At 59.3% G+C, this 25,832-nt stretch carries 29 protein-coding genes, 1 tRNA gene and 1 pseudogene; 20 read left to right on the top strand and 11 right to left on the bottom strand.

The genetic code is table 11. The annotated features are described in order from the left end of the window. Window positions 1–50: 50 nt before the first annotated feature. From FZZ92_RS04395 to sds, 5 genes are read left to right on the top strand one after another with little or no spacing between them, the layout of a single operon-like run. Window positions 51–782 carry a 2-phosphosulfolactate phosphatase family protein gene (locus FZZ92_RS04395; protein ID WP_115023404.1) on the top strand — a complete coding sequence of 244 codons (732 nt, stop codon included), beginning with the start codon at window positions 51–53 and terminating at the stop codon, window positions 780–782. A gap of 34 nt (window positions 783–816) precedes the next feature. Further along, window positions 817–1,638: a carbon-nitrogen hydrolase family protein gene (locus FZZ92_RS04390; RefSeq protein ID WP_115023402.1), complete on the top strand. Its 822-nt coding sequence runs from the start codon at window positions 817–819 to the stop codon at window positions 1,636–1,638. Between the two features lie 5 nt (window positions 1,639–1,643). Further along, complete coding sequence (locus FZZ92_RS04385) at window positions 1,644–2,738, top strand: N-acetylmuramoyl-L-alanine amidase (protein ID WP_166018149.1); 1,095 nt, start codon at window positions 1,644–1,646, stop codon at window positions 2,736–2,738. After that, a complete protein-coding gene (murI, locus tag FZZ92_RS04380; protein ID WP_226398963.1) occupies window positions 2,735–3,532 on the top strand; it encodes a glutamate racemase in 798 nt (265 codons plus the stop codon). Before FZZ92_RS04385 ends, murI begins: the two co-directional genes overlap by 4 nt. A 37-nt stretch (window positions 3,533–3,569) precedes the next feature. Then, window positions 3,570–4,541: a solanesyl diphosphate synthase gene (gene sds, locus FZZ92_RS04375; protein ID WP_226398962.1), complete on the top strand. Its 972-nt coding sequence runs from the start codon at window positions 3,570–3,572 to the stop codon at window positions 4,539–4,541. Here the strand turns inward: sds and FZZ92_RS04370 are convergent. Further along, a complete protein-coding gene (locus FZZ92_RS04370; RefSeq protein WP_226398961.1) occupies window positions 4,525–5,187 on the bottom strand; it encodes an HAD family phosphatase in 663 nt (220 codons plus the stop codon). The genes sds and FZZ92_RS04370 overlap by 17 nt on opposite strands. A gap of 141 nt (window positions 5,188–5,328) precedes the next feature. Between FZZ92_RS04370 and acs the strand changes: the two genes are divergently transcribed. Beyond that, window positions 5,329–7,302 carry an acetate--CoA ligase gene (acs, locus tag FZZ92_RS04365; RefSeq protein WP_226398960.1) on the top strand — a complete coding sequence of 658 codons (1,974 nt, stop codon included), beginning with the start codon at window positions 5,329–5,331 and terminating at the stop codon, window positions 7,300–7,302. 21 nt (window positions 7,303–7,323) lie between these two features. Here acs and FZZ92_RS04360 read toward each other — a convergent pair whose 3' ends face one another. Then, complete coding sequence (locus tag FZZ92_RS04360) at window positions 7,324–8,049, bottom strand: DUF1350 family protein (RefSeq protein WP_226398959.1); 726 nt, start codon at window positions 8,047–8,049, stop codon at window positions 7,324–7,326. A 2-nt stretch (window positions 8,050–8,051) separates the two neighbouring features. After that, a complete protein-coding gene (locus FZZ92_RS04355) occupies window positions 8,052–8,507 on the bottom strand; it encodes a peroxiredoxin (protein ID WP_226398958.1) in 456 nt (151 codons plus the stop codon). Window positions 8,508–8,592: 85 nt separating this feature from the next. On the opposite strand from FZZ92_RS04355, the gene FZZ92_RS04350 reads away from it, so the two are divergent. The 5 genes from FZZ92_RS04350 to FZZ92_RS04330 all read left to right on the top strand — a co-directional run bounded on the left by FZZ92_RS04350 (window position 8,593) and on the right by FZZ92_RS04330 (window position 12,819). After that, window positions 8,593–9,456, top strand: a complete 864-nt coding sequence (locus tag FZZ92_RS04350; protein ID WP_226398957.1) for a 3'-5' exonuclease — start codon at window positions 8,593–8,595, stop codon at window positions 9,454–9,456. 80 nt (window positions 9,457–9,536) lie between these two features. Then, window positions 9,537–9,824 (top strand): hypothetical protein, encoded by a 288-nt coding sequence (locus FZZ92_RS04345; protein WP_226422653.1) that lies wholly within the window; start codon window positions 9,537–9,539, stop codon window positions 9,822–9,824. A gap of 23 nt (window positions 9,825–9,847) precedes the next feature. Further along, entirely contained in the window at window positions 9,848–10,852 is a 1,005-nt protein-coding gene (gene pstS / locus FZZ92_RS04340; RefSeq protein WP_226422652.1) for a phosphate ABC transporter substrate-binding protein PstS, read from the top strand. A 179-nt stretch (window positions 10,853–11,031) separates the two neighbouring features. Continuing rightward, complete coding sequence (gene pstS, locus FZZ92_RS04335; protein WP_226398954.1) at window positions 11,032–12,006, top strand: phosphate ABC transporter substrate-binding protein PstS; 975 nt, start codon at window positions 11,032–11,034, stop codon at window positions 12,004–12,006. A gap of 177 nt (window positions 12,007–12,183) precedes the next feature. After that, the gene (locus tag FZZ92_RS04330) at window positions 12,184–12,819 is read left to right on the top strand and encodes a Crp/Fnr family transcriptional regulator (protein WP_226398953.1); all 636 of its coding nucleotides are present in this window, start codon (window positions 12,184–12,186) and stop codon (window positions 12,817–12,819) included. Between the two features lie 78 nt (window positions 12,820–12,897). Here the strand turns inward: FZZ92_RS04330 and FZZ92_RS04325 are convergent. The 4 genes and pseudogenes from FZZ92_RS04325 to FZZ92_RS04310 all read right to left on the bottom strand — a co-directional run. Next, window positions 12,898–12,971 (bottom strand) — tRNA-Pro (locus FZZ92_RS04325). 14 nt (window positions 12,972–12,985) lie between these two features. Then, complete coding sequence (locus FZZ92_RS04320; protein ID WP_226398974.1) at window positions 12,986–13,321, bottom strand: hypothetical protein; 336 nt, start codon at window positions 13,319–13,321, stop codon at window positions 12,986–12,988. 67 nt (window positions 13,322–13,388) lie between these two features. Next, complete coding sequence (locus tag FZZ92_RS04315) at window positions 13,389–13,553, bottom strand: hypothetical protein (RefSeq protein WP_226406843.1); 165 nt, start codon at window positions 13,551–13,553, stop codon at window positions 13,389–13,391. A gap of 84 nt (window positions 13,554–13,637) precedes the next feature. After that, window positions 13,638–13,823 (bottom strand): annotated as a pseudogene (locus tag FZZ92_RS04310) (peptide-methionine (S)-S-oxide reductase MsrA); the annotation flags it as partial. 595 nt (window positions 13,824–14,418) lie between these two features. On the opposite strand from FZZ92_RS04310, the gene FZZ92_RS04305 reads away from it, so the two are divergent. After that, complete coding sequence (locus FZZ92_RS04305) at window positions 14,419–15,423, top strand: carbamoyl-phosphate synthase (RefSeq protein WP_226422651.1); 1,005 nt, start codon at window positions 14,419–14,421, stop codon at window positions 15,421–15,423. 38 nt (window positions 15,424–15,461) lie between these two features. Here FZZ92_RS04305 and FZZ92_RS04300 read toward each other — a convergent pair whose 3' ends face one another. After that, entirely contained in the window at window positions 15,462–15,785 is a 324-nt protein-coding gene (locus FZZ92_RS04300) for a recombinase family protein (protein ID WP_166018172.1), read from the bottom strand. Between the two features lie 105 nt (window positions 15,786–15,890). Next, the gene (gene msrA / locus FZZ92_RS04295; RefSeq protein ID WP_226397761.1) at window positions 15,891–16,607 is read right to left on the bottom strand and encodes a peptide-methionine (S)-S-oxide reductase MsrA; all 717 of its coding nucleotides are present in this window, start codon (window positions 16,605–16,607) and stop codon (window positions 15,891–15,893) included. A gap of 48 nt (window positions 16,608–16,655) precedes the next feature. Between msrA and FZZ92_RS04290 the strand changes: the two genes are divergently transcribed. Next, complete coding sequence (locus FZZ92_RS04290) at window positions 16,656–16,853, top strand: hypothetical protein (protein WP_226397760.1); 198 nt, start codon at window positions 16,656–16,658, stop codon at window positions 16,851–16,853. 230 nt (window positions 16,854–17,083) lie between these two features. Here the strand turns inward: FZZ92_RS04290 and FZZ92_RS04285 are convergent, their stop codons facing one another. Then, window positions 17,084–17,347: a hypothetical protein gene (locus tag FZZ92_RS04285; protein WP_115093736.1), complete on the bottom strand. Its 264-nt coding sequence runs from the start codon at window positions 17,345–17,347 to the stop codon at window positions 17,084–17,086. A gap of 68 nt (window positions 17,348–17,415) precedes the next feature. Then, entirely contained in the window at window positions 17,416–19,179 is a 1,764-nt protein-coding gene (locus tag FZZ92_RS04280; protein WP_226397779.1) for an ABC transporter ATP-binding protein, read from the bottom strand. A 150-nt stretch (window positions 19,180–19,329) separates the two neighbouring features. Here FZZ92_RS04280 and trpD point away from each other — a divergent pair, with 150 nt between their 5' ends. The 7 genes from trpD to gatA all read left to right on the top strand — a co-directional run bounded on the left by trpD (window position 19,330) and on the right by gatA (window position 25,792). Beyond that, complete coding sequence (trpD, locus tag FZZ92_RS04275; RefSeq protein WP_226422650.1) at window positions 19,330–20,376, top strand: anthranilate phosphoribosyltransferase; 1,047 nt, start codon at window positions 19,330–19,332, stop codon at window positions 20,374–20,376. A gap of 7 nt (window positions 20,377–20,383) precedes the next feature. Then, window positions 20,384–21,544: a glutamine-hydrolyzing carbamoyl-phosphate synthase small subunit gene (gene carA / locus FZZ92_RS04270; protein WP_226397758.1), complete on the top strand. Its 1,161-nt coding sequence runs from the start codon at window positions 20,384–20,386 to the stop codon at window positions 21,542–21,544. A gap of 42 nt (window positions 21,545–21,586) precedes the next feature. After that, window positions 21,587–21,976 (top strand): STAS domain-containing protein, encoded by a 390-nt coding sequence (locus FZZ92_RS04265; RefSeq protein WP_115023375.1) that lies wholly within the window; start codon window positions 21,587–21,589, stop codon window positions 21,974–21,976. Beyond that, the gene (locus FZZ92_RS04260) at window positions 21,973–22,383 is read left to right on the top strand and encodes a Mini-ribonuclease 3 (protein WP_226422649.1); all 411 of its coding nucleotides are present in this window, start codon (window positions 21,973–21,975) and stop codon (window positions 22,381–22,383) included. Before FZZ92_RS04265 ends, FZZ92_RS04260 begins: the two co-directional genes overlap by 4 nt. Window positions 22,384–22,558: 175 nt before the next feature. Continuing rightward, entirely contained in the window at window positions 22,559–23,983 is a 1,425-nt protein-coding gene (rlmB, locus tag FZZ92_RS04255) for a 23S rRNA (guanosine(2251)-2'-O)-methyltransferase RlmB (protein WP_370631243.1), read from the top strand. Window positions 23,984–24,042: 59 nt separating this feature from the next. Continuing rightward, window positions 24,043–24,288, top strand: a complete 246-nt coding sequence (locus FZZ92_RS04250; protein WP_226397756.1) for a DUF1816 domain-containing protein — start codon at window positions 24,043–24,045, stop codon at window positions 24,286–24,288. A 28-nt stretch (window positions 24,289–24,316) separates the two neighbouring features. Then, window positions 24,317–25,792 carry an Asp-tRNA(Asn)/Glu-tRNA(Gln) amidotransferase subunit GatA gene (gatA, locus tag FZZ92_RS04245; RefSeq protein WP_226422647.1) on the top strand — a complete coding sequence of 492 codons (1,476 nt, stop codon included), beginning with the start codon at window positions 24,317–24,319 and terminating at the stop codon, window positions 25,790–25,792. The last annotated feature ends 40 nt before the right edge of the window (window positions 25,793–25,832 follow it).

Here is a 25,832-nt window from a genome sequence, read left to right as displayed (position 1 = left end):
TGGCACAAGCGGTCTCGGTACTGTGTCGCACGCCGGTGTTCAGCGTGGCCATGCAGATCTCCTACTTCCATGTGCCGGCAGAAATGCCGCAGGACCTTCGCCCTGATGCGGCGGTGGTGATTGATGTGTTGAGGGCCACCACCACCATTGCCTGGGCATTGCATAACGGTGCCGAGGCCGTGCAGGCCTTCGCCAGCCTCGACGACCTCCGGGCGGAATCAGCCGCGTGGCCCGCTGACTCGCGTCTTCTGCTTGGTGAGCGCGGGGGGAAGATGCTGGAGGGATTTGACCTTGGCAATTCGCCCGTTGCGGTCGTGCCGGAGCGGGTGGCTGGCAAGCGTCTGTTTATGAGTACCACCAATGGCACGCGTGCCTTGGATCGTGTGCGAGAAGTCCCCCTGCTTTTGACGGCGGCGCTGCCGAATCGCGAAGCCGTTGCGCAGCGTCTGCTGGCGAAACAACCCAGCCACTTAGCAATTGTTGGCAGCGGTTGGGAGGGTGCTTATTCCTTAGAAGATTCACTCGCTGCTGGAGCGTTGGCCCATCGGTTGCTTGAGCTGGATCCCACGGGGAGCAACGCCGCCAACGATGAACTCACCTCTGCCGTTTCCCTCTGGCGTCAGTGGCAATCCGATCCAGAAGCGTGCCTTCGCACGGCGACCCATGGCCAGCGTTTGATTGGCCTGGGGGATCACGATGATGACTTCCGCTGCTGTGCTGGTCTTGATCAGCTCAGTGTCGTTCCGACACAGGTCGAACCCGGGGTGCTTCGGGCGGCCTGACTCTCAGTAAAATTCGATGATCTGATCAGTTCATGTGAGCGACTTCCTGGCGGCTGCTGTTCAGCTAACGAGCAGTCAGGATCCGGAGCTCAATTTCAATGCTGCTGAGGAGCAGATCGATCTGGCTGCACGCCGTGGTGCCGAACTGATTGGTCTCCCCGAGAATTTCGCCTTTATGGGGGAGGACAGCAGGCGCCTGGCACTGGCCCCAACGCTGGCTGAACAGTGCAGTCGCTTTTTGGTGACCATGGCGCGCAGGTATCAGGTGGCGCTTCTTGGTGGGGGCTTTCCTGTGCCTGTGGGTGATGGATCACGCACGCTGAACCGCTCAGAGCTCGTCGACCGTGACGGCATGCTCCTGGGCCGTTACGACAAGATTCATTTGTTTGATGTCGACCTGCCGGACGGCAACACCTACCGCGAGTCGGCAACGGTGAACCCGGGGCGTGATTTACCTCCTGTTGTCGACATTCCTGGTCTGTGCAAGGTGGGGCTGTCCATTTGCTACGACGTGCGGTTTCCTGAGCTCTATCGCCACCTCGTCGGCGCCGGCGCAGATCTGTTGATGATTCCTGCAGCATTCACCGCGTTCACCGGAAAAGACCACTGGCAGGTTCTTCTTCAGGCCAGGGCCATCGAGAACACGGCTTATGTGCTTGCCCCAGCGCAGACGGGGGTCCACCACGGTCGCCGACAGAGCCACGGACACGCTCTGGTGATTGATCCCTGGGGCACGGTCCTTGCCGATGCGGGTGTTCAGGCTGGAGCAGCCATTGCTCCGGTCAACACCAATCACCTCGGTCATGTTCGGGGCCAGATGCCGAGCCTTCGGCATCGTCAGCCCGCCCTGTTCTGAGCACCATGCCTCCAGCGTCGTCCCGACGACTGGCCTGGCTTCTGGCCGCGGCCTTGCAGTGCACTGCTTTCACCCAGGGCTTGCCCGCCAGAGCTGCCAGTGCCCTGGCGGCCTGGGCCTTCACCGAAGAGGGGGTGCTCAAGCTGCGCACGAGCCGGAACGCTCGGTTGGAAGCCTTTTTTCAGGCTGCCAGCGATGGTCGTGGAACCCGGGTCTGGATTGATATTCCTGGGGAGTTGAAGTTCCCGCGTCGGTTGGCTGGTCGGGGCGCCGTCCGAGAAATTCGGCTGGGGAAGCCCCGCGTCGGTGCCACCCGTCTGGTCGTGGAATTCCGTCCAGATGTGGATCTCAACCCCAACGATTTGCGTTTGCGTGGAACCGCTCCGGATCGCTGGGAACTGGTCTTCACCGGTCTCCCCACCCGTGGGCTCGATGACTTTGGCGAAGGCGATTTGACGGGTCGCGCTACGGCCTGGCTCCCGCCGAGTGGATTCCGTCCCACCCGGACGCCGGTCGATCCTTCGGGGCTGCCGACGGTCGCCCGTAATCGCTATCGCATCGTGATCGACCCTGGTCACGGTGGTCCAGATCCTGGGGCGATCGGAATTGGTGGCTTGCGCGAGACCAACGTGGTTCTTGATGTGTCGCTGCAGGTTGCAGACCTGCTCCGGGCGCGCGGCGTGGATGTTCGGATGACCCGTACGCGTGAAGTGGATGTGGACCTTCCGCCGCGGGTGTCCCTGGCGAATCGAACAGGGGCAACCGCCTTTGTGAGCATCCATGCCAATGCGCTGAGCATGAACCGTCCGGATGTGAATGGGATTGAGACCTTTTTCTTCTCGGACCCCCGATCTGGACGCCTGGCGTCCTATCTGCAGCAGCAGATGATGGATGTGTCTCCCGGCACACCGAATCGTGGTGTCAGGCGAGGTCGATTCTTCGTGATCCGTCGCACCACCATGCCCTCTGCCCTCGTGGAGATGGGATTTGTCACTGGAGCGATTGATGCGCCGCGTCTTGCGAACGCTGACCATCGCCGCCGGTTGGCCTTGGCACTGGCGGCCGGCATTCTCAATTACCTCAAGCAGGAGGTGCGATGACGCCTCAACTGTTGGGATTCTTCGACAGTGGACTCGGTGGCCTGACGGTTCTCCGGCGCGTGCTTGAACGTCATGGGCCGGTTCCCTGCGTCTACCTCGGTGACACGGCGCGGGTGCCCTACGGCAATCGTCAACCGGATGACATCCGTCGCATTGCTGCTGAAGTGGTGGGTTGGCTGAGTGACCAGCAGGTGACCACGGTGGTGATGGCCTGCAACACCACCAACGCCTTGGCGAGGGATGTGGCTGAGGGCCAGGCCGGGGCTCCGGTCATCGGTCTGATTGGTGCAGCCGCTGCGATGGTGGAAACCCGCCGGGTTGGTGTGCTGGCCACGCCGGCCACCGTTGCCTCCTCGGCTTATCGGGCCAGCATCGAAGCGCTTCACCCCGGGTCGGTCGTGATTGAGCAGGCCTGTCCTGCGTTTGTTCCACTGATCGAAGCTGGCGATATGAACTCTGGAGACCTGCGCCGAGCGGCGCAGGCTTATCTCGAACCTTTGCTCGCGGCCTCCGTCGAGTCGATCGTGTTGGGTTGCACCCATTACCCGTTGATGGTGCCTCTGTTGCGGCAGATGCTTCCGGAGTCTGTCCAGATCATTGATCCGGCGATGGGAGTGGCCCGTCAATTGGACGCGCTCCTAGGGCCACCAGACCGGATCTCGCAGATCCAAAGCCCGTTTTCATTGGAGAGCTGCCGGTTCTGTGTCACTGCTGACCCCGATGGCTTCGCGATGCGCGCCACCCCCTGGCTGGGGCAGCGGCCTGCCGTCAGCCTCCAGCTGCTGCAGGACTGAGCATGGGGCCACTAGGATCGCGGCGCCGAGGGGAGTCATGAGCACCGTCACCGAGCTACTCCAACCGGTGGAGAACGACCTTGAAACCCTGCTCGGAGACCTGCGCAGCCTGATTGGGGCAGGTCATCCCATTCTTCAGGCCGCAGCGGAGCACCTCTTCAGCGCCGGCGGTAAACGTTTGCGACCGGGGATTGTCCTGCTGCTGTCCAGGGCTCTGTCCGACAAGGGTGAGCTTTCACCCCGCCACCGACGGTTGGCTGAGATCACAGAGATGATCCATACCGCTTCGCTCGTTCACGACGATGTGGTGGACGAAGCATCGACACGGCGTGGCGTGGACACCGTCCACAGCCGCTTTGACGCCCGCGTCGCTGTTCTCGCCGGAGACTTTCTCTTCGCGCAGGCCAGCTGGCACCTGGCCAACCTCGATGACCTCGAAGTGGTGAAGCTGCTCAGCCGCGTGATCATGGATCTTGCGGATGGTGAGATCAAACAGGGCCTGTACCGCTTCGACACAGCCCAGACTTTTGAGACCTACCTCGAAAAGAGTTACTGCAAGACGGCATCGTTGATTGCCAATAGTTGCCGCGCTGCAGGCGTTCTCAGCGGCTGCTCTTCGTTACAGCTCGACAACCTTTATCAATTTGGTCGCCAGCTTGGTCTGGCGTTCCAAGTTGTTGACGACATCCTTGATTTCACTGGAAGCGACCAGCAGCTCGGAAAGCCAGCGGCAAGTGATCTCGCCAGTGGCTATCTCACCGCTCCCACCTTTTACGCCCTTGAGGAACATCCATCGCTGCAACCGCTGATCGATCGCCAGTTTTCAGAGCCCGGTGACCTTGACCAAGCGCTTGAGATGGTGCGGGCGTCTAAAGCGATTGAACGCACCCGAGATCTTGCCGAAACGTTTGCTCGCGAATCCCGTGAATCGATCGCTTGGCTGCCGGAGTCTCCCTCCCAGAGAGCCTTGATGGAATTGCCGGACTTTGTTCTCAGCCGTCTGTACTGATCAACAGCTTTAAAACAACGGCAAGACTGTTGATCTCACAGGGGTTGGTGGTGAAGTCAGGATCACTTGAACCGGATGCATTCACCAGCCAGACCTGACATCCGGCACGGTGAGCCGACTGGCTTCCGGCCTGTGAATCCTCAAGGGCCCAGCAGTTCTGTGGGTTGAGCCCCAGCCGCTGTGCTGCAAGCAGGAAGGGTGCGGGGTCGGGTTTGCCCGCTGCAAGGTCAGGGTCATCGCCATAAACCCGTTCCCGGATTTGCTCGAGCCAGGGGTGAGGGCTTGCTTTGAATTCAACGGCGACGCGGCTGCTGCTGGTGACCAGAGCCATGGGAATTCCTCGGCTGTGGCAGAGCGCCACCAGCTCCTGCGCTGAGGGCAACGCGGAGGCATCGGGCAGAAGGGCACGAACGATTGGCTGCTGCACAGCCAAGAGGGCCTCCACGCCCACCGGTTTGGCCAGCCATGCATTCACCTGGGCTGCGCAGTCGAGTCGGCGACGGCCCTTCAATTGCATCAATTGAGCCTCACTCAGTCGTGTGCCGAAATGGGCCGCGGCTTCCGACCAGCCCCGGCCATGCAGCGGTTCGGTGTCGAGCAGAAGCCCGTCCAGATCGAACAGGCAAGCGGCAGGTGGAAATTTCATCCCGGAACGGCGATGCCCAGCTCAATCTTTTCGCATCGTCCGCTCCATCTTCCGCTGCATCGTCCGACGGATTGATACGGGACATGGATCAAGCGGGGTCTTGCTCCTTAGCCTTCGAGGAGATGCACCGCGCAGTCTGCTGTGACCGACTCCAACACCACCATCGAAAGCGTCCTGCAGGAGCAGCGGGTGTTTGAGCCGCCAGCAGACACCTCCGCTAGAGCCCGCATCGGCAGTTTGGATGCCTATCGGGCGATGGCCGATGCGGCTCAAGACGATCCTGATGCGTTCTGGGGCGATGCCGCCCGCCGTGAACTCCACTGGTTCGAGCCCTTCCACACCGTGCTCGATTGGTCCAATCCCCCCTTTGCCCGCTGGTTTGAGGGAGGAACCACCAACCTCTCCTACAACTGCCTGGATCGACATCTCGACGGGCCAACGGCACAGAAAACAGCGCTGATTTGGGAAGGGGAGCCGGGCGATGTACGCCGGTTCACCTATCGGGAATTGCACGCTGAGGTCTGTAAAGCCGCGAACGGTCTGAAGGCCATGGGGATCGGCAAAGGCGATCTCGTGGCGCTGTACATGCCGATGGTGCCTGAGGCGGCGATCGCAATGCTGGCCTGCGCTCGCATTGGCGCACCCCATTCAGTGGTGTTCGGTGGCTTTTCGGCTGAAGCCCTCAGGGACCGTATCAACGATGGTGAGGTGAAAGCGGTGATCACCGCCGATGGCGGCTTCCGCAAGGACAAACCGGTGTCGCTTAAACCCGCGGTGGATGCGGCTCTTGCCGATGGTGCCTGCCCCTCTGTGACCGGAGTGCTCGTTGTGCAGCGCACCAAGCAGGACGTGCAGATGGTCGCCGGTCGCGATCAGTGGTGGCATGACCTGGTGGAGGGCCAGAGTGCCGACTGCGCCGCTGAGCCCATGGCCAGCGAGGATCGCCTCTTTGTTCTCTATACCTCCGGCTCCACGGGTAAACCCAAGGGTGTTGTGCACACCACCGCCGGCTACAACCTTTGGGCCCACCTCACCTTCCAGTGGATCTTCGACATCCGTGATGAGGATGTCTTCTGGTGTACCGCCGATGTGGGCTGGATCACCGGCCACAGCTACATCGTTTACGGCCCCTTATCGAACGGTGCAACGACGGTGATGTACGAAGGCGCACCGCGCCCCTCCAAGCCCGGCGCCTTCTGGGAGTTGATTCAGAAGCATGGGATCACGATCTTCTATACGGCTCCTACAGCGATCCGGGCTTTCATGAAGAACGGTCGATCCGTTCCTGATCAGTTCGACATGAGCAGCCTCCGCCTCTTGGGCACGGTCGGCGAACCGATCAATCCGGAGGCATGGATGTGGTATCGCGATGTGATCGGAGGCAATCGCTGTCCGATCGTCGACACCTGGTGGCAGACCGAAACCGGTGGAGTGATGATCAGCCCTCTGCCGGGAGCAACCCCCACCAAGCCAGGCTCCGCCACCCTGCCTCTGCCGGGTATTCAGGCCGACATCATCGACGCGGAAGGCAACAGTTGTGGTGCCGATGAAGGCGGCTATCTGGCGGTGCGTGCCCCATGGCCCGGGATGATGCGCACCGTGCACGGCAACCCCCAACGCTTCCGCGAGAGTTACTGGGAGCACATCCGTCCTGCCGATGGCTCTTATCTCTATTTCGCTGGGGATGGCGCTCGCCGGGATGCAGATGGTTACTTCTGGGTCATGGGACGCGTCGATGACGTGATCAATGTCTCGGGCCACCGCCTTGGCACGATGGAGATCGAATCGGCTCTGGTCAGTCACCCCGCTGTGGCAGAGGCGGCAGTGGTGGGACGACCCGATGACCTCAAGGGCGAAGGAATCGTCGCCTTTGTCACCCTCGAGGCTGGCCGTGACGGCGATGACGCCCTGGTGAAGGAGTTGCGGGCCCATGTCGGAACGGAAATTGGTCCGATCGCGCGGCCGGATGAGATCCGTTGCAGTGATGCCCTGCCCAAGACCCGCAGTGGCAAGATCATGCGCCGGATCTTGCGTGCCCTGGCGGCCGGTCAGGAGGTCAGTGGCGACACCAGCACCCTGGAAGACCGCTCCGTTCTGGATCGACTCAGGGCCTGATTGCCTCGGGGCCGCAGAGGCTCAGCTGCTCCAGCTGCAGATGGTTCTGCTCAATTGTCGGATGACCGCCACCCGTTTGGGGTCATCCGCCCAGTCCCCGAGAAAGCTGCGTCGCAGCCCAGCACTGGCCGGGGTGAGGTGATCCCCGGGAAGCTCAAGGGTTGAGCTGGAATCCGAAGGTCGTTGTTTCAGCGCCTGAATCAGGTCGCCACTTTGATCCAGCTCATCACGCCCGAATCGCACCACCAGATTTCGCTCCTGCTGATAGTGGCGGGCGATCAAGCGAAGTGTTTCGGCTGGACTGGGACTGAATTCAGTGTCCACCCCTAGCCGTGGCGCGAGTTCGCCGAGCAGCGGAATCGAACGGTCGGCGTTGAAGTTGTTGAAGCTCAGGGCGATCAGTGCTCTGCTGCCGCGTCCCCCATCGGGGGCCAGCAGATGAAGCTTGCAACCCAGGCTGTGGCCGAGGCGAAGTGGACTTGCCAGGGCTCCGCATCGCTCCTCCAGTTGGCGTCGCGCCGAGCGGAAGGCGCTCCAGGCATCGCGGGCCTGCCGCTGATGATCAAATCCAGGCACGTAGGCCCAGGCATGCACAGCGAGGCCATCGGCCACAAGGTCTTCCAGCAACCTCCGATAGCTCAGCTGCGGTGTCGCTGCCAGATAGCTGCCGCCGATGAATTCGATCAGCCCCGTTGGTTCGGCAGGCCGCAGCTGCCAGATCGGACCCAGCTGACGCCAGTTGACCATGCTCAGCCGCGCAGCTGATTCAGCACTTGCTGTGCTTCCCGTACATGGGCCGGGCCATCAAGCAGGTTGCTGAAGGTGTGTCGGATCACCCCCTCGCCATCAACGATGTAGGTGACACGACCGGGCAAAAGGCCCAGGGCTTTAGGAACTCCCATTTCGCGTCGCAGGGCGTTGTTGCGGTCGCACAGCAACGGGAACGTCAGGTTGTGGCGGGTGGCAAAACGGCGATGGCTGACGGCGTCATCACCGCTGATGCCCCAGACCTCCGCATCGAGTGCAGCAAAGCTCTCCGTGTTGTCGCGGAAGCTGCATGCCTCGGCGGTGCATCCCGGTGTGTCGTCCTTGGGATAGAAGAACAGCACCAGCCAACGGCCCTGCACCGAGGCGGGAGTTCGAAGGTCACCGTTCTGATCCTCCAGGCTGAAGGAGGGAAGACGGTCGCCGATCCCGAGGGCCATCCGATCAAAGTGAAGAGTGTGAACCCTAGGCAGCAGGCTCCTTGCCCGGGGCGGGAGAATCAGGGGTGGGAGCAGACATCGCGCCATGCCTGAGCAGCTCAACTTTCTTGCAGGCTTTTCACAGCCCCAAGCCGCTCCAACGCCGACAGATTCTCAGGTCTCAGCTTCGGATTCACCTTCTGTGGTTCCGCCAGACGTTGTGCCCGCCGCCACTGGCGATCGGACTAAGGATTCGGTCGAGGGCTCCCCCTCCACCCTTCTGATCATTGACACCGAAACCTCAGGCTTGGATCCGCTTCAAGACAAGTGTCTTGAGGTGGGCTGCATTCTTTTCGATGTACCGAGTCGCTCGGTGCTGGCCCAGCAATCCTTCCTCCTGCCGGTTGAATCCAATGCTGCGGAGGCGATTAACCGGATTCCCGCCGCCGTCACCCGCCGCCCACAACCCTGGCAACAGGCGCTGGTGTGGTTCGAGCATCTGCTCAGCGCGGCTGATCTGTTGGTAGCTCACAACGCAGCCTTCGATCGCCAGTGGTTCGGTCTTGGTTCTGTGCCGGCCACCACCACGCCATGGCTCTGCACCATGGAGGACATTCGCTGGCCGGCTGAGCGTCAGCTGCGCTCACGGCCATCGGTGCGTGACCTTGCCTTGGCCTATGGCGTCCCGGTCTGGGCAGCTCATCGTGCCCTGAGCGATTGCATCTACATCGCAGAGGTCTTCGCGCGTTGCGATGACCTGGAGCAGCTCTTGGAGCGGGGCTTGGAACCCCGCCAATTGATGCGCGCTCGGGTGTCGTTCGATGAACGCCATCTGGCCAAAGCGGCCGGCTTCCGCTGGAACGATCCGATCAAGGGTGCTTGGACCCGTCGGTTGAGTGATCGCGAGATTGCAGCGCTGGAGTTTCCTGTCGCCCCCGTGGAGCTGGAGGCTGATCGCCTCAGCGCCTGAGACTGCGCTTTTGCTTCAGCACTCCGAAAGGCTCTGGGTGATTTTGCAGACAGTGCTGCTTGAGGCAGCACTCTGAACACATGACGGCATTTCTGCATCCCCATCAACGCCCCATTCGCTCTCGCTTGCGCCAATGGCAGCAGGTGCGCACCTGGGCGCGCTTGATTCGTGAAGCGGAAGCGCTGTGGCATGTGGATGTACGGGCCCTGCGACGCATGGGCGCTGATGAACTCAGTCAATTGATCGGCGAGGTTCCCGCGATCCATCGCAGACGTGTGAACCGCTGGCTGCGTTGCTACGCGGTGGCAACCCGTCTCACCGTTGTTCCGATCACCGTTCCTCCGATCACCGTTGTTCCGACGCTCTGAGGTTGGATCCACGACGCGGGAGGATGGTCAAAATCACAACGAAGGTTTTGGCACATCGTTCCCTGGCTGTCTCAAGCCTGAGCGTCCTTGCTGTCGGTCTTACCGCCTGTGGTGGCAGCTCCAGTGTGTCCAGCCTCAATGCAGCCGGAGCCTCCTTCCCCGCCAAGGTGTACCAGAGCTGGTTTGCCAATCTGGCCGGCTCAGGCGGCCTCAAGGTGAACTACCAGGCGGTGGGTTCCGGTTCCGGTCGCAAAGCCTTCATCGATGAAACAGTTGATTTCGCTGCGTCAGACGACCCGATCAAAGAAGCCGACCGCAATCAGGTGAGCCGAGGGGTGGTCCAGATCCCCATGGTGGGGGGAACCATCGCCTTCGGATACAACAAGCCGGGTTGCGAGCTTCAGCTCACCCAGCAGCAGGCTGTGGGGGTGGCAATCGGCCGCATCAGTGATTGGAAAGAGCTTGGTTGTGACGCGGGCACGATCACCTGGGTGCATCGATCCGATGGATCCGGCACCACCAAGGCCTTCACCAATTCGATGCAGACCTTTTCACCGGATTGGACCCTCGGCAGCGGTAAATCGGTGAAATGGCCGGTGGGCGTGGGTGCTAAGGGCAATTCTGGGGTGGCCGGGGTGATCGACAACCGGGTCGGCGCGATCGGCTATGTGAATCAGTCGTACATCAAGGGAAATGTGCAGGCTGCTGCGGTGCAGAACAAGTCCGGTGAATTTCTCAAGCCCTCCGTAGAAGCGGGTGCCATAGCCCTCAACGGCATTGAGCTCGATGAGCATCTGGCTGGCAGCAATCCCAACCCCGAGGCCGCTGGTGCCTACCCCATCGCGACTCTCACCTGGGTTTTGGCCTACGCCACAGGCAATGGCGCGAAGGCTGACGCTGTGCGTGAGACCTTCAACTACATGCTTAGTTACACCAGCCAGGAGCGTGCATCGGCCTTGGGCTTTGTCCCTCTCCGGGGAAGCATCCTCGAAAAATCTCACAGTGCGGTGGAGGGCATTCAGCCCTGAATGCAAACCATTGATTTGCTGGATTCATGCCCCGGTTTGGGCTATCCCAACCAGGGTTTTCTAATGACTTAAAGAGCTTTTAGGGGAACCTTAACCAGCGTTAATGGGCGCATAACGACAGGTCGTCCTTGCTGCGATTAAGCCTGGATTGCAACAGCCTCGTTTCTCTTTCGGTTGTGATGCGCATCGCACAAAAAGCCCTTCTTGCCTCTTCCCTGCTTGTTCTGGGAGCAGGCATCTCCGCTTCGGCAGCTCCCAAGCTGAACGGCGCTGGTGCTTCCTTCCCCGCCAAGATCTATCAGCGTTGGTTCGCCGACCTGGCCAAGTCTGGTGGCCCTCAGGTCAACTATCAGGCTGTCGGTTCCGGTTCCGGACGTAAAGCCTTCATCGACCAGACCGTGAACTTCGGCGCATCGGATGATCCGATGAAGAAGAAGGATATGGCCAAGGTCGGCCGTGGTGTTGTTCAGATCCCCATGGTGGGTGGCACCATCGCCTTCGGCTACAACAAGCCCGGCTGCAACCTGAAACTCACCCAGGAGCAGGCCGTCAAGGTCGCCATGGGCATGGTTAAGAACTGGAAAGAGCTGGGCTGCCAAGCTGGCACTCTCACCTGGGTGCATCGTTCTGACGGCTCCGGCACCACCAAGGCCTTCACCAACTCCATGGAGGCTTTCTCCAAGACCTGGACCCTGGGTACTGGTAAGTCCGTCAAGTGGCCTGCTGGTGTCGGCGCCAAAGGTAATTCCGGTGTTGCCGGTGTGATTCAGAACCGCGTGGGTGCCATCGGTTATGTGAATCAGTCCTACATCAAGGGCAACGTCAAGGCCGCTGCTCTCCAGAACAAGGCGGGTGAGTTCCTCAAGCCCTCCGTTGCTGCTGGCGCCCGTGCCCTGAACGGCATCAGCCTCGACAAGGATCTGGCTGGCAAGAATCCCAACCCCACCGCTAAGGGCGCTTACCCCATTGCAACGCTGACCTGGGTGTTGGCCTACAAAACCGGCAACGGCAAAAACGCCAAAGTGGTGCAGGAAGCCTTCAACTACATGTTGAGCAGCAAGGCTCAGAGCAAAGCTCCTTCGCTTGGCTTCGTTCCTCTGAAGGGGGACATCCTGGCCAAATCAAAGGCCGCAGTCAAAAAGATTGGTCAGTGATCTTGGCTTGAGTCGGTTTTTTAAAAACCAAATTTCAAAGGGCCCTTCGGGGCCCTTTTTTATGAAAATCTGCATTTTGAATCAACGTTAGAGACCTCTTAACCAAACCTCTCCCACCTCTTTGTTGGGAATCGATGTTGTCCTCAATACAGTTTTCGTGGATTCATGGAATTCCAAATGCTTGCTACTCCGTCCTCTGATCTGTCTTCAACAGCTCTGGGCTTCAAGGCGTTTCTTGAAGGCAGCTATCAAAAAAATAATGTCGTTCATGTCACATCAGGGAGCTTGATTCCACTCCTGAAAAACAGCGTTTGGTTTGTGGTGCGCGGCATGGTGAAACTGGGTGCCGTTTCAGTTCATGGGGATGAATTGGTGCTTGGCCTTGTGGGGCCCAATGAACCCTTTGGTGCTGCTTTCACCAATGTGGAGGCCTATGACGCTGTTGCGCTGACGGATTGCGATCTGCTCTGCTGCAATCTGGCTGAAGTGGAGCAGTCACCGCAGTTGGCTCTCGCCTTGGCGAAGGCCATGACGGCCCGTTACCGCCAGGCGGAATCGATGTTGGCTTTGCTGGGCTTGCGCCGCGTTGAAGAGCGGGTCCGGGGGTTTGTCGAGCTGCTTGCTAGGGACTTTGGTGAGCCCTGTGATGATGGTTTGCGGCTGAATCTCCGCCTCACCCATCAGGAGATCGCCAGTGCACTCAGCACGACGCGGGTGACTGTCACCCGTGTGTTGGGTCAGTTACGTGATGAGGGTTGGCTTCAGATTGATTCGTCCAGGCATCTCGTGATGACCCGCACTGGCCGTCACTGAACACAAAAAAGAGCCGGCATGTTTGCCGGCTCAGAGCCTGAAACGTTGGGTTTCAGGTGGGGAAAAAAACGGTTGAAATCGGAGCGGCGGGATTTGAACCCACGACCCCCACTACCCCAAAGTGGTGCGCTACCAAGCTGCGCCACGCCCCGTCAGATTTAAGTTATCACAGTGCATCCCGGCGTCTGAGTCGTCGAAGCAACCGCGTGGTGAGCTTGGCTCGTGTTGCTGATCCGTAGTGATACAGACGCAGTTCTGAGGCGGCCTTACGGAGCTCGGCCAAGCTCATCGCGGCCAAACGGAGTTCCGGAAGGGTGCGCCAAGCCCTGGACCGCATGGGGAGTGCCGCAGGACCTTTGGCTTGGCCAAGATTCAGAGTTCCATCCGCCAACCACTCAGGGATCAGCACAACAAGAACGGCAATCAAGCCGTAGAGCTCAACCAGCCCTCTGGGCAGAGGATGCAGTTGTCGCTGCTCGGATGGATCAGGCCGCTCACTCACTGCAGATCGGAGGGGTCCCTCTTCGTCCACGATCGCACTAGGAGGCAACCTGCTTCTGGGCAGGTGGTCAGATTGCCAATGGTGTCACTTTGGGTTGAGGCGTCTCCCGCCAGAGAAATGGAGCTTGCTGCTCTCGGTTGAGGGAGACACTGCCGAGGATTAGGCCGAGAACCAAAATCAGCGTTACCGCGATGGCCAGGATCACCTGCCGATCAGACAAGGGCTCGGGCATGCCATTAATTGGGTTCTTGAACATCCTGGCCGAAACGACTGTTTTTTCGCAGCGTGTTCGTGGCCATGCGGGAGCCGGATCTCCTCAGGCCAGCGCGATCGGACTGTTGTCCGATCGGAGCACGCAGTGACTGATGGACCAGTCGTACTTGTCCCAAACCTGCTTCGGGAGTTTGTAATTTGAGCCTTCAAAGTCGCCGAGCAGCGTCTGGGTTGGCATTGCGGAGCAGTAGGGGCGGCTTCCCGGTTTGGCGAGGTATTGCTGCCAGTAATGGGAGTATCCGAATGAAGGGTTTAATCCCCTTTGCCCGAACCGGCTGTCATTGATGAGCGCCACTTTGAACACTGCTCTGCAATTAAGCAACTTCAACAGGGCCAACACCTGAAGAAGCGCTGCAAGCTTTGGGCGCTGACCTGGCAAAAGGAGATGGGCTGGGCACCTGAGGCGGGTTGAGGTACAGGCAAGGGGGAAGCCCGCTACCAAAAAAACAAGATGTTGCAGCGTATTTGTGGGGCTCTAAAAAACGTCTCCTAGGCAACCTAGATCTCGTTCTTTTTGGACCATCATGTCTTTGTCGGGTAGCCAATCGGACCCGAAAGCCGGTCAGAGCGATGACCGACGAGAGCTGCGATTTGACCTCTGTTTCGGCAGGGGGCAAGTCCGCTCGCCCTTAAAAAATATGGTCGAGCCTGGAGTATGCACTCTTTGCATATCAGCCTTCGTTCGTGGTCGAATCGCTCCGGAGCTGCAGCTCTGTCGACCACACAAACTTCTAAAAGATGGTCTGGGCGCCTGAGGCTGGGTGACATCACTGCGTGACGACCGATACAAACCGCGGCATCATTCGCGGAATCGAACCTTTCCGATGCTTCGCCGCCTGTCCATCGGTCTTGTAGCTTCAGCCATCGCCATTGCGCCCCTTTCAACCAAGGCGCAGGACGGCACTGCAGAAGACCTTGGTGATGTGATGAGCATCAGCCTCAAGGATATGGTCAAGCCCAGTCTTGGCTTCCAAGGCGCGCTGCAAGGTGCTGGCACCCCCAATCAAGCAGGCATCGGCGGCTTCCTTCCGTTGTCGATTGGAGAGAACAGCATTTGGTTCCTTGATGCACTCGCCAACGTCAATTTTGCTGATAGACACAATTACTCAAGCATTGTTGATACAACTGTCGACGGGCACACAATCAGCACATCAACTCGCCTTGGCTACCGATGGCTGAATGGTGACCGTTCTTGGATGTATGGGCTCAATGCTGGTTACGACAGCCGCCCGATGAATACCAGCTATGCCGACTCTGGAATTCCAGTGGAAGACGGACATGCTTTTTACCAGCAAGCTGCATTCAACTTGGAAGCTGTCTCCAATCAATGGAGCCTTAATGCATATGGATTAATTCCACTTGGCGAAACAACAAAAGAATTGAACTGGCATTACGATGGAGGCGCATTGCAAGCTTATGGACTTGACGCCGGATACATGATCACTCCCAGCTTAAAAGCTAGTCTCGGTGGATATTATCAAAAAGGTGATTACAACAAGTGCAAAGCAAGAGACGAGGTAGACAATGTTGGAATTAGAGCACGCATTTCTTACAGAATCGCCAATGGCTTTGTCGCCGGCGTCAATGCCTCATACGACAATTCTTTTGACGCAAGAGTTTCTGCAGACATTAAATACCGCTTCGGATCGAATAATCACAATAAAGCCACAGATATGCCAGGAACCATTTACGCAATGTCGGCAACACCAGGGAATCGTGACGTCAGAGTCCATGACAACTGGTTCACTAATTTATTTCGCGGCTCAGGCTGCAAAAAGAAAGACGACGAGAACTTCAATCGTGCATTCAATGCACCGCGTATAGGCTAAATCAATACTAATACAAGCAAATAATTGAAGCAGTCATTTTACTGAAGTTCCCTGTTTTGCAAGATGATGCTGAGCCCTGCCTCTTCTGCCGAGCGGTAGCTGCGCTTCAACCGGCTGCTGATCTCCTCCAGGGCAAGATCGTCATGGGCAACGCTGGCCCATGCGCCGTCTTCCAACAGGTCGATGGTGGTGCTCCGGCTGCGGCACAGCAGGAACGGGTAGCGCTGCACCCCGATGTTGCGGTTGAGCCGGTCGTCCCTTGCAGCGATGACGGTGGCCACGGTGCCGCCTTCGATCAGCGACAGCAGCTGTTGATATTTCGGGCGGTCGGCTGAGGTAGCGCTGCCGGTTTCGATCAGCAAAAGATCACACCCTGTGACCGGAGGAGTTGTTCCTGCCGGTCGAGGGATGTCTGTTGGTCGGCGTCGTCGGTACTGCCCCGGCCGTAGCCGATCCGCAGCCCTGCTTCAGCTGGCGAGCTGGATGGGGGCGTTGTCAGATCGGAGCACGCAGTGACTGATGGACCAGTCGTACTTGTCCCAAACCTGCTTCGGGAGTTTGTAATTTGAGCCTTCAAAGTCGCCGAGCAGCGTCTGGGTTGGCATCGCGGAGCAGTAGGGGCGGCTTCCCGGTTTGGCGAGGTATTGCTGGTGATACTCCTCGGCGAAGTAAAAGGTTTGATCCGCCAGGATTTCGGTGGTGATGGCGCCATAGCCCTTGGCGGAAAGGGCGACTTGATACGCGTCTCGGCTGGCCTGGGCCTGTTGAAGATGCAGCGGGTTGAAGGTGTAAATGGCTGATCGGTATTGGGTGCCGGTGTCGTTGCCTTGTCGATTGCCCTGGGTGGGGTCGTGGCATTCCCAGAACAGCTTCAGCAGGTCGCTGAAGTCCAGAGCGGGGCGACTCCAAACCACACGGACCACTTCTGTGTGCCCTGTTCTGCCGGAGCAGACCTGGTTGTAGGTCGGTTGTTCCGTTTGACCGCCCGCGTAGCCCACGGCAGTGGTCACGACTCCCGGCAGCCTCCAAAACCCTTTTTCAGCTCCCCAAAAGCATCCGCACGCAAAGATCGCCTCCTCTTGGTCCGCCATCAATGGGGCATTGAGCGGTGTCCCCAGAACAGCGTGCATTGCTGGTTCAGATGCTTCAGCGCCGCCGCGGGGAGACAACCAAGAGGGCAGCATGTTGATTCTGTCGATCATCCGAGCTTAGGCAGCTGATTCAACGGAGTGATGCTTCGGCACATCAAAGATTCGTCGTGGCTGGATGCCCTGATAGAGATGAAAACCCTCCGGCAAGAACCAGCTTGGTTTGAGAGAAACGAGCGGGCGGTGAATTTGAATCCGTTTGAAATCAGATTGTGTCTGCTTAGAACTGGTTATCAGATTGATGTCATTGATCACACGTTTTTTGATGTGCTCAAAATGTGATGTGGAGAATGTCGGCGGACCGTGGCATCTTTGACGAATGGATGAATTTGTTATTAGTTTGTCGGCAGATCAACGGAAGGCTGTTCGGGATTGCTCACTTAAAAATGTCTTCAGGGGTCTGTTGTTGAAGGCATCAAAATAATCTGAAAATCGTGATTTATCGTCTTCTCATTGCTCGTTCATTAGCGAAGCAGTGTCGGTGTTTGTGGATTGAATTGAGGCTTTCGCTTTCAGCTCTCTGAAGCTTTTGGTGTTTGTGGTTCCAGTTGAATATGGTTCAGCAGCGTTGTGACAAATGCAAAAAGAAGAAAAGGCAGGCTGAGAACCAGGATGAGTCCCACACCTACAAGCGCAAACACCGGGCGCGATGACCCCATGAGCGCGAGACCAGAGGCCAAACTCACAAAAATCACTGCCATCCAAGCCAGCACCTGCCCGTAGATGTCACCAAAGGTGAGCGTGCAGCGCACCGCGAAGGGGGATCCGCTGTTCATGGAAGAAGTTGCCGTCACCACAGCTAAGCCATGGACACGGCGATTGTCAGAAACAGCTCGGAGATTCTTCAGGAAGCCATCGCATCCAGCTGTTGCGCCGCCTGCTGACGCTCCCAAAGTCGCTTGTAGACCCCTGGTTGCTGAATCAACGCGCTGTGGTGTCCCTGCTGCACGATGCGCCCGCTCTCCATTACGAGGATGCGATCACAGGCAGCGGCTGCAGAAAGTTGATGGCTGATCATCACGATGGTCCGATCGTCCTGCGCCCGGATCGAATCGAGAATGGCTGCTGCGGTGTTGTTATCGACACTCGCCAAGGCGTCATCGAGAACCAACACCGGGGCCGACATCAGCAAGGCACGTCCGAGCGCTGTGCGTTGACGCTGACCACCACTCAGCGTGATGCCGCGTTCCCCAACGATCGTTTCGAAGCCATCTGGAAATCCCTTGATGTCATCAGCGAGACGGGCCTGGCCTGCTGCCCGTTCAACCCGTTGATCTGTGGCTGCAGGGTCGCCATACCGGAGGTTGTCCGCCAGGGTGCTGGTGAAAAGAAAGCCCTCTTGGGGAACAATCGCCACATCACGGCGTAACTCCTGCAGGGGCATCTGGGTGACATCCACCCCATCCAGGAACAGCTTCCCGGGCTCGAGAGGGACCATGCGCCCGAAGGAGCGAGCCAGGGTGGTCTTGCCGCATCCCACCGGACCAACAACGGCGACCAACTCTCCCGGTTCGATGCAGAAACTCAGGCCGTTGAGCGTGTTGTGCTCAGCACCCTCGTATTGAACGGTCAGGTCACGGGCTTCAAAGCGACCCCTGCGTTGGTTCGTCGGATGAGGTCGATCGGTGGGTTGCTCTGGATCTTTGATCTTCGGTTCGCGTCGGAGCAACTCTTCCACCCGCTCGAGGCTGACCTGTCCGGTCTGAAAGGTGTTGAGGGTGAATCCCAGCAGTGCAGTCGGGAATACAAGTTGCTCCACATAAAGAATGAGGGCGACCAGGCCACCAATGCTCAATCGACCGGATTCGAGCTGACCGCTGCCGATGGCCAGCAGCAACAGGAGAGAGATGGACGAAATCCCCTCAAGCAGAGGGAACAAGGTGCTCCGTGTTCTCGCCAGACGAATGGCGCTATCGCGATAACGGCGGTTGCGCGTCGCGAAGGCATCCTGTTCCGAAGCCTCTTGGCCGTAGATCTTGATGGCCCCGATGCCCGACAGATCCTCCTGAATCAGATTGCTGAGCGCCGATAGTTCTTCCTGCTGTGCACGTTGTTGACGCATCATGCGCCCGCCGAACAGCCTCACCGTGCTGAGCATCACGGGATAAAGACCGACGGCGGCCAGGGTTAGCCATGGATCGATTGCCAACATTGCTGGCAGCGTGAGCGCATAGGCCAGCAGCGTGTTGGTCAGGCTGAGAATCGCGAATCCGAGCAGGCGCCGGATGTTTTCCACATCGCTGGTGGCGCGACTGATCACCTCTCCACTGCCCTTGCTCTGAATCCAATCGGGTTCCTGGCGAAGCATGTGCTCGAACAAGCGCTGACGCAGCTCCACTTCCACCTGCCGGCCCACGCCGAAGACGAGTTGGCGCGAGACCAGTCGAATGACCCCCATGGTGCTCGCAAGAAGCACGACCCATCCCGCTTGGCGCAGGACCCCGGCGTAACTGAATCCCTCTTGCAGCTCATCCACGACGCTGCGGACCTCCATCGGGATCGTCACCCGCAGGATGTTGACCAAAACCAGTGCAATGGCTCCCAGCAGGACGGTGCGTCGATGGGGTCGCAAGTAGCGGCCGATCAAGTCGAGACGTAGGGCAGCCATGCGAGCTCGTGGGTCCCGTTGGGCCGCCAACCTAGGCATCCGTCTTGAACGGCTGGTCGTCCGCCACTCATCTGAGGGATAGTGGAGACGTCCCCATCACCTGGCCCGGAGTGCCTCGCACCCGGGTTTTTTACTGCCAGCTTCTCTTCCATGTCCTCAGACACGCGCTCTTGGTCGGTTCGCTTGGACCACCTGCTGCAGGGCAACCACCTCAGCTCCGATGAGGCCACCGCCCTGATGCATGCCTGGCTGGCCGAGGAGCTAGAGCCCGTTCAAACAGGGGCGTTCCTCGCTGGTCTGAGAGCCAAGGGAATGGTGGCCGATGAGCTTGCGGCCATGGCAGCTGTTTTGAGGGAAGCATGCCCACTTCCCTGCGCCCGACCCAATTTGGCGATGGTCGACACCTGCGGCACCGGTGGTGACGGTGCAGATACGTTCAATATCTCAACTGCTGTCGCCTTCACCGCCGCCGCCTGTGGAGTGAATGTGGCGAAGCACGGCAACCGCAGCGCCAGCGGCAAGGTGGGCTCAGCCGATGTTCTTGAAGGGCTCGGTCTCAACCTCAAGGCACCCTTAAACAAAGTGGTGGAGGCTCTGCCTGGAACCGGTGTCACCTTTTTGTTTGCTCCGGCCTGGCATCCCGCCTTGGTGAATCTGGCTCCATTACGACGCCGTCTGGGCGTTCGCACTGTGTTCAACCTGCTGGGTCCACTGGTCAACCCACTGCAGCCCCAGGCCCAGGTTCTTGGTGTGGCCCGTCCGGAGCTTCTCGATCCCATGGCAGGTGCCCTCCAGCAGTTGGGATTGACCCGTGCCGTTGTGGTACACGGCGCTGGCGGTCTCGATGAGGCTTCCTTGGCTGGCCCCAACGCCTTGCGTTTGATCGAATCGGGGGGCATCAGCAGCAAGGAGGTCTGCCCTGAAGATCTGGGCCTGACGGGTGCCGGCCTCGATTTGCTGCGTGGTGGTGACTGCTCGGTGAATCAGCAGATCCTGCGAGATGTTCTGCAAGGGCATGGATCGCTCGCTCAAGCGGAGGTGGTTGCCTTCAACACGGCATTGGTGCTTTGGGCCGCTGGATTGCAAACGGATCTGACGGCTGCTGCTGCACAGGCCATGACGGTTCTACGAGAGGGCAAGGCCTGGGAGAAGCTTGTCGCTCTGCGGGATGCACTGTCCGATGGAGATGGAGAATGAGTGACTGATGCCCTTCGGCGGCCCTCCGATGCCCGACTCCCCATCAGACAAGGCCTATCTCGTCCTTGCCGATGGCACGGTTCTGACCGGTGTCGGCTTTGGCCATCGCGGTACAACCATCGGTGAAGTGGTGTTCAACACCGGGATGACCGGATATCAGGAGGTGCTGACGGATCCCTCCTATGCCGGACAACTGGTGAGCTTCACCTATCCCGAACTCGGCAATACCGGGGTGAATGCCGACGATCAGGAAGCCGATCGTCCCCACGCCCTTGGTGTGATCGCACGCCAGCTGGCGCCGTCGCCCAGCAACTGGCGTTGTGAACAGACTCTCGATACCTGGATGCAGAGCCATCAACTGGTGGGTATCAGCGGTGTAGACACCCGTGCGCTGGTGCGTCATCTGCGCGAGGTCGGTGCCATGAATGGTGTGATCAGCAGTGACGGCCAGACACCTGCGCAGTTGTTTGAGCTCTTGAAGCAGGCGCCTTCGATGGAAGGACTGAACCTGGCAGATCGCGTCACCACCCGTGAGCCCTACCAGTGGAATCAACCCTGCAGTGTTGGCTTCGATCAGCGCCTGCAGCGTCGAAGCGACGCCCCCTTCCGCGTCGTCGCGGTTGATTTTGGAATTAAACGAGCCATTCTTGATCGCCTGGTCGCCCATGGCTGTGACGTCACTGTTCTCCCTGCAGACACCGATCTGGCCACGGTTCGTTCCCATCGCCCGGATGGTGTCTTTCTCTCCAACGGTCCTGGAGACCCTGCGGCGGTGAGCCATGGGATTGCCCTGGCCAAGACTCTCTTGGAGGAGGCCGATCTACCGCTGTTTGGGATCTGTTTGGGCCATCAGATTCTCGGCCTGGCACTCGGCGGCAAGACCTTCAAGCTGTCCTATGGCCATCGTGGTTTGAATCATCCCTGTGGCACCACGGGGCAGGTTGAAATCACAAGTCAGAACCACGGGTTTGCCCTCTCTGCCGAATCTCTGGATACCGACGCCATTGATGTCACCCATTTCAATCTGAACGACCGCACCGTGGCGGCCATTGCTCACCGTCACAAGCCCGTTTTTGGTGTGCAATACCACCCGGAAGCCAGTCCTGGACCGCATGACGCGGATCATCATTTCGCCCGCTTTGTGACGCTCATGGCCGATCGCCGTTGATGAGGTGGTTGCCCAGGCTCAGCATCACTACACTTCGTGCCGATGATGCCTGGGGGGCTTGATCCCATCAGCGAACTGCAGCGACTGACCGTCTCTCTACGGGGCGGATTTGAACAGAAGGATGGCTGTTTGGTGTTTCACTTCACCGGCCAATTGGATGCGTACTCCGAGAAGCAGTTCATGGAGTACGTGGCCGATGTTTTGAAAGCCAACAAGCTTCCAGCTGTTCTCGATCTAAGCAAGATCGATTTTCTCGACTCATCAGGCCTTGGTGCCCTGGTGCAGTTGGCCAAACAATGCACGGATGCCAAACGGTCGTTTCTCCTTGTGGGAAACACCCGTGTGATGCAGACGATCAAGTTGGTGCGGCTCGAAGAGTTCCTCCATCTGGTGGAGGATCTTCCGACAGCTCTGAACCAATTGGCCGCTTGAGCGACTGGATTCGCAATCAGTCACCCAGTGGTCTGAACGATCAATTGGGCCCATTGCAGCTGGCTTGGATCGGAGATGCCGTCTGGGAGCTCCATCAACGGCTCCGCCATGGAGCCAGACCCGGCCGTTCCGATCATTTGCATCGTGCTGTTGTGGCCGATGTTCGCGCCGATGCCCAATCCCGTTTGTTGACTTGGCTGGAAGACCGTCAACTCCTGGATTCCCAGGAACTCGATCTGGTCCGTCGGGGGCGCAACAGTGCAGGCCGTGGTCCGCGCCGAGCCGAGGCCGCTGTGTATGGACGGGCCACGGGGTTTGAGACAATGGTTGGCTGGCTGTTTCTGAACAATCCAGCCCGGCTTGCTGAGCTCTTCGATCACCTGGAGCAATCCGGATCCAACCCATAACGTTGCCTCGCACACCATGAGCCCTCGCTTTGAACGCCGCTCCAGCGGCCCATCCCGCGATGGTCGTTCGGGGCCAGGAGGGAGTGGAAGTGGACGACCTCCAGGAGGCAGGCCTCCCAGTGGACGTCCATCCGCTGGCCGCTCCTCGGTGGGGCGCTCTGGCAACGGTCGGCCCATGCCCAGCAATCGTCGTTCCGACGGCGGTCGTTCGCCTTACGCCAAACCTGGTCGAGATGGCAGCAGTTTTCGCGACCGACGAGCGCCGAGGGATGAGGGCTGGGAGCGTCCTCGGGGTGGAGATCGACCCGGTAATCGATCTGATGATCGCCCCAGAGAGCGATTCGGAGATCGACCCGGCAATCGATCCGGTGATCGCCCCAGAGAGCGATTCGGAGATCGACCCGGCAATCGATCTGATGATCGCCCCAGAGAGCGATTCGGGGATCGATCCCGTTCCTTCGACCGGGATCAGAATGCTTTTCGTACGGAACCTCAGAACGACCGTTCAGGGCCCGGACGATTTCGAGATCGGAATGATCGTTACGGCGACCGTCGCCGCTCCGGGGATGAACGGCGCCAGCCGTCCCAGCGCCCCCGATCGCGCTACGACAATGGCCGTTCCCAGCGACAGGATGCAGCACCGGAGGCCGCAGCGGCCACACCTCCGGCAGATGATCTGATTTGGGGGCGCCATGCCACCCAAGCCGCGCTGGAGGCAGGACGACCCATTCATCGCATTTGGTGCACCCCGGAGATGCGCAGTGCGGCCAAATTTCTCCAGCTCTTGCGCGATGCCAAGGCGTCTGGGGTCTTGGTGGAAGAGGTGACCTGGGCTCGGCTTGGACAGATCACAGGTGGTTCCGTTCACCAGGGCATCGCCCTTCAGACGGCAGCGGCTGAAACCCTCGATCTCGAAACCCTCATCGATGGCTGTTCGGATCTTGGGGAACCCCCCTTATTGGTGGCTTTGGATAGTGTCACGGACCCCCATAATCTCGGTGCTGTCGTGCGTTCCGCCGAGGCGATGGGAGCCCATGGGGTGGTGATTCCCCAGCGTCGGAGTGCTGGTTTAACCGGTTCGGCCGCCAAAGTGGCAGCCGGCGCCCTTGAACACCTTCCGGTCGCGCGTGTGGTCAACCTCAACCGGTCGTTGGAAAAGCTCAAGGATGCGGGATACAGGGTGGTGGGCCTTGCGGCAGAAGGGGACGTGACCCTCACGGATGTTGATCTCAGCGGCCCATTGGTGCTGGTCACCGGGTCAGAGGACCAGGGCTTGTCGCTTTTGACCCGGCGTCACTGTGATCAGTTGGTCCGTATTCCGTTGCGGGGCATTACCCCAAGCCTGAATGCATCCGTTGCTACGGCACTTTGCGTTTATGAAGTGGCGCGACGCAACTGGATGAAGGACATTCACGGCCAGGCGCCGTCACCCCCGATTCGACGGCCCCAACTCGCTGGGGTAGAGACGTCCACTGAGGCGTCTGAACCGCCTGAACAACCCGTGGAAAAGGTTCCTGACCAGCGGATTGATCTGGATCTCAATCCGTCTCAACAAGCTGCTGCGCCGGAGTTCGATCAGAATATCCAGCTATCTCCCTGAAAACAGCTCGGTTTTGTCGGTTAAAGAGGCACAATGCCTTGAGGTCGTTCTACCCCCCCATGAGTCCCCTGATCCGGCCGCTGCGCAGCCTTGCCAATGGCCTTGGGGTCGCCTGGTGGGCTCGGATTCAGACATCTGGTCCCGATGTGACCTACTGGTTCGGTCCGTTTGTCACCCGAAAAGGACTGGAAAACGACCTCGACTCCTTCCTTGACGACGTCAAGTCGGAGCAACCTCAGTCGATCAGCCACTCCCTGTTGCGGACCCGTCGCTCCGAGCCCCTCACCATCACGGCTGAGGGTTGATCCTGCGGCTGATAGCGTCCTCCCTGCAATGGATCGCAGGGACATGACGATCAGCGCGTGGCGTCAGCAGCTGCAGAGCGGTGAGGTTTCCTCCCGCGAGCTCGTTGATCAACACCTCAAGCGGCTTGAAAGCTCTGAGCCGTCGCTCAATGCTTTCGTTGAGGTCACGGCCGAGAAGGCCCGTGATAAAGCTTCCAGAATTGATGAAGCTCGCGCCGCCGGTGAAAGCCTTGGCCAGCTTGCCGGTCTTCCCTTGGCGATCAAAGACAACCTTTGCACCAAAGGGGTCCGCACCACCTGTTCCAGCCGCATGCTGGAACAGTTTGTGCCTCCCTACGAATCAACAGTGACCGAAAGGCTTTGGCAAGCCGGAGGTGTGCTGGTGGGTAAGACGAATCTGGATGAGTTCGCCATGGGCGGCTCCACGGAAACCTCGGCCTTTGGTGCGACTCAAAATCCTTGGAACACAGCCCACGTACCGGGCGGAAGCTCCGGTGGCAGTGCTGCGGCCGTCGCTTCAGGAAGTTGCGTTGCTTCTCTGGGTTCCGACACCGGAGGCTCCATCCGTCAGCCTGCGTCGTTTTGTGGCGTTGTGGGTCTTAAACCCACCTACGGCCGCGTCAGTCGTTGGGGTCTGGTGGCTTTTGCCAGTTCCTTGGATCAGGTGGGTCCCTTTGCAGGAAGTGTGGCTGATGTGGCCGAGCTGCTTCAGGTGATCGCAGGGCCCGACCCCCGTGATTCCACTTGCCTTGATGCGGCTGTGCCGGACTTCAGTGCCGGCCTGAACAAGCCCATCAAGGGTCTCAAGGTTGGTGTGATCAAGGAGTGCTTCGATGCCGAAGGCCTCGATGCTGAGGTCAAGGCTTCTGTGCAGGCCTCTGCTGCTCAGCTGGAGGCTCTTGGCGCTGAGCTGGTGGAGGTGAGCTGCCCCAGGTTCAACGACGGCATCGCCACCTATTACGTGATTGCTCCGTCGGAGGCCTCTGCCAATTTGGCCCGTTACGACGGGGTCAAATATGGCTTTCGTGCCGACGACGCCGAGAGCCTTGCCGCGATGACAGCACGAAGCCGTGCTGAGGGGTTTGGTGCGGAGGTGCAGCGGCGGATCTTGATTGGCACCTATGCCCTTTCCGCCGGATACGTCGACGCTTATTACAAAAAGGCCCAGCAGGTGCGCACCCTGATCCGGCGTGATTTTGATGCTGCGTTCCAGAGTGTTGATGTGCTGCTCACGCCAACCGCACCGTCCACCGCGTTCAAGGCTGGCGCCCATGCTGATGACCCTCTGGCGATGTACCTCGCCGACTTGCTGACGATTCCGGTGAACCTGGCCGGGTTGCCTGCCATCAGTGTTCCCTGCGGATTCAGTGCGGCGGGTTTGCCGATTGGGATGCAGTTGATCGGCAATGTCTTGGACGAACCGCGTCTGCTCCAGGTGGCGCACCAGTACGAGCAGGCAGCGCAGGTGTTCGCTTCACGCCCTGAAGCCGCTCTGGTTCCCTGAGCTCCGCCACATGTGGGGTGTTTCGTTCTCCGTGAACGCT

Origin of the sequence: Synechococcus sp. MU1611 (genome assembly GCF_020514255.1) — a bacterium.
In the GTDB taxonomy this organism is placed as follows: Bacteria; Cyanobacteriota; Cyanobacteriia; order PCC-6307; family Cyanobiaceae; genus Parasynechococcus.
Note: the sequence above shows the minus strand (reverse complement) of the source record. Positions and strands in the feature narration are given on the sequence as shown.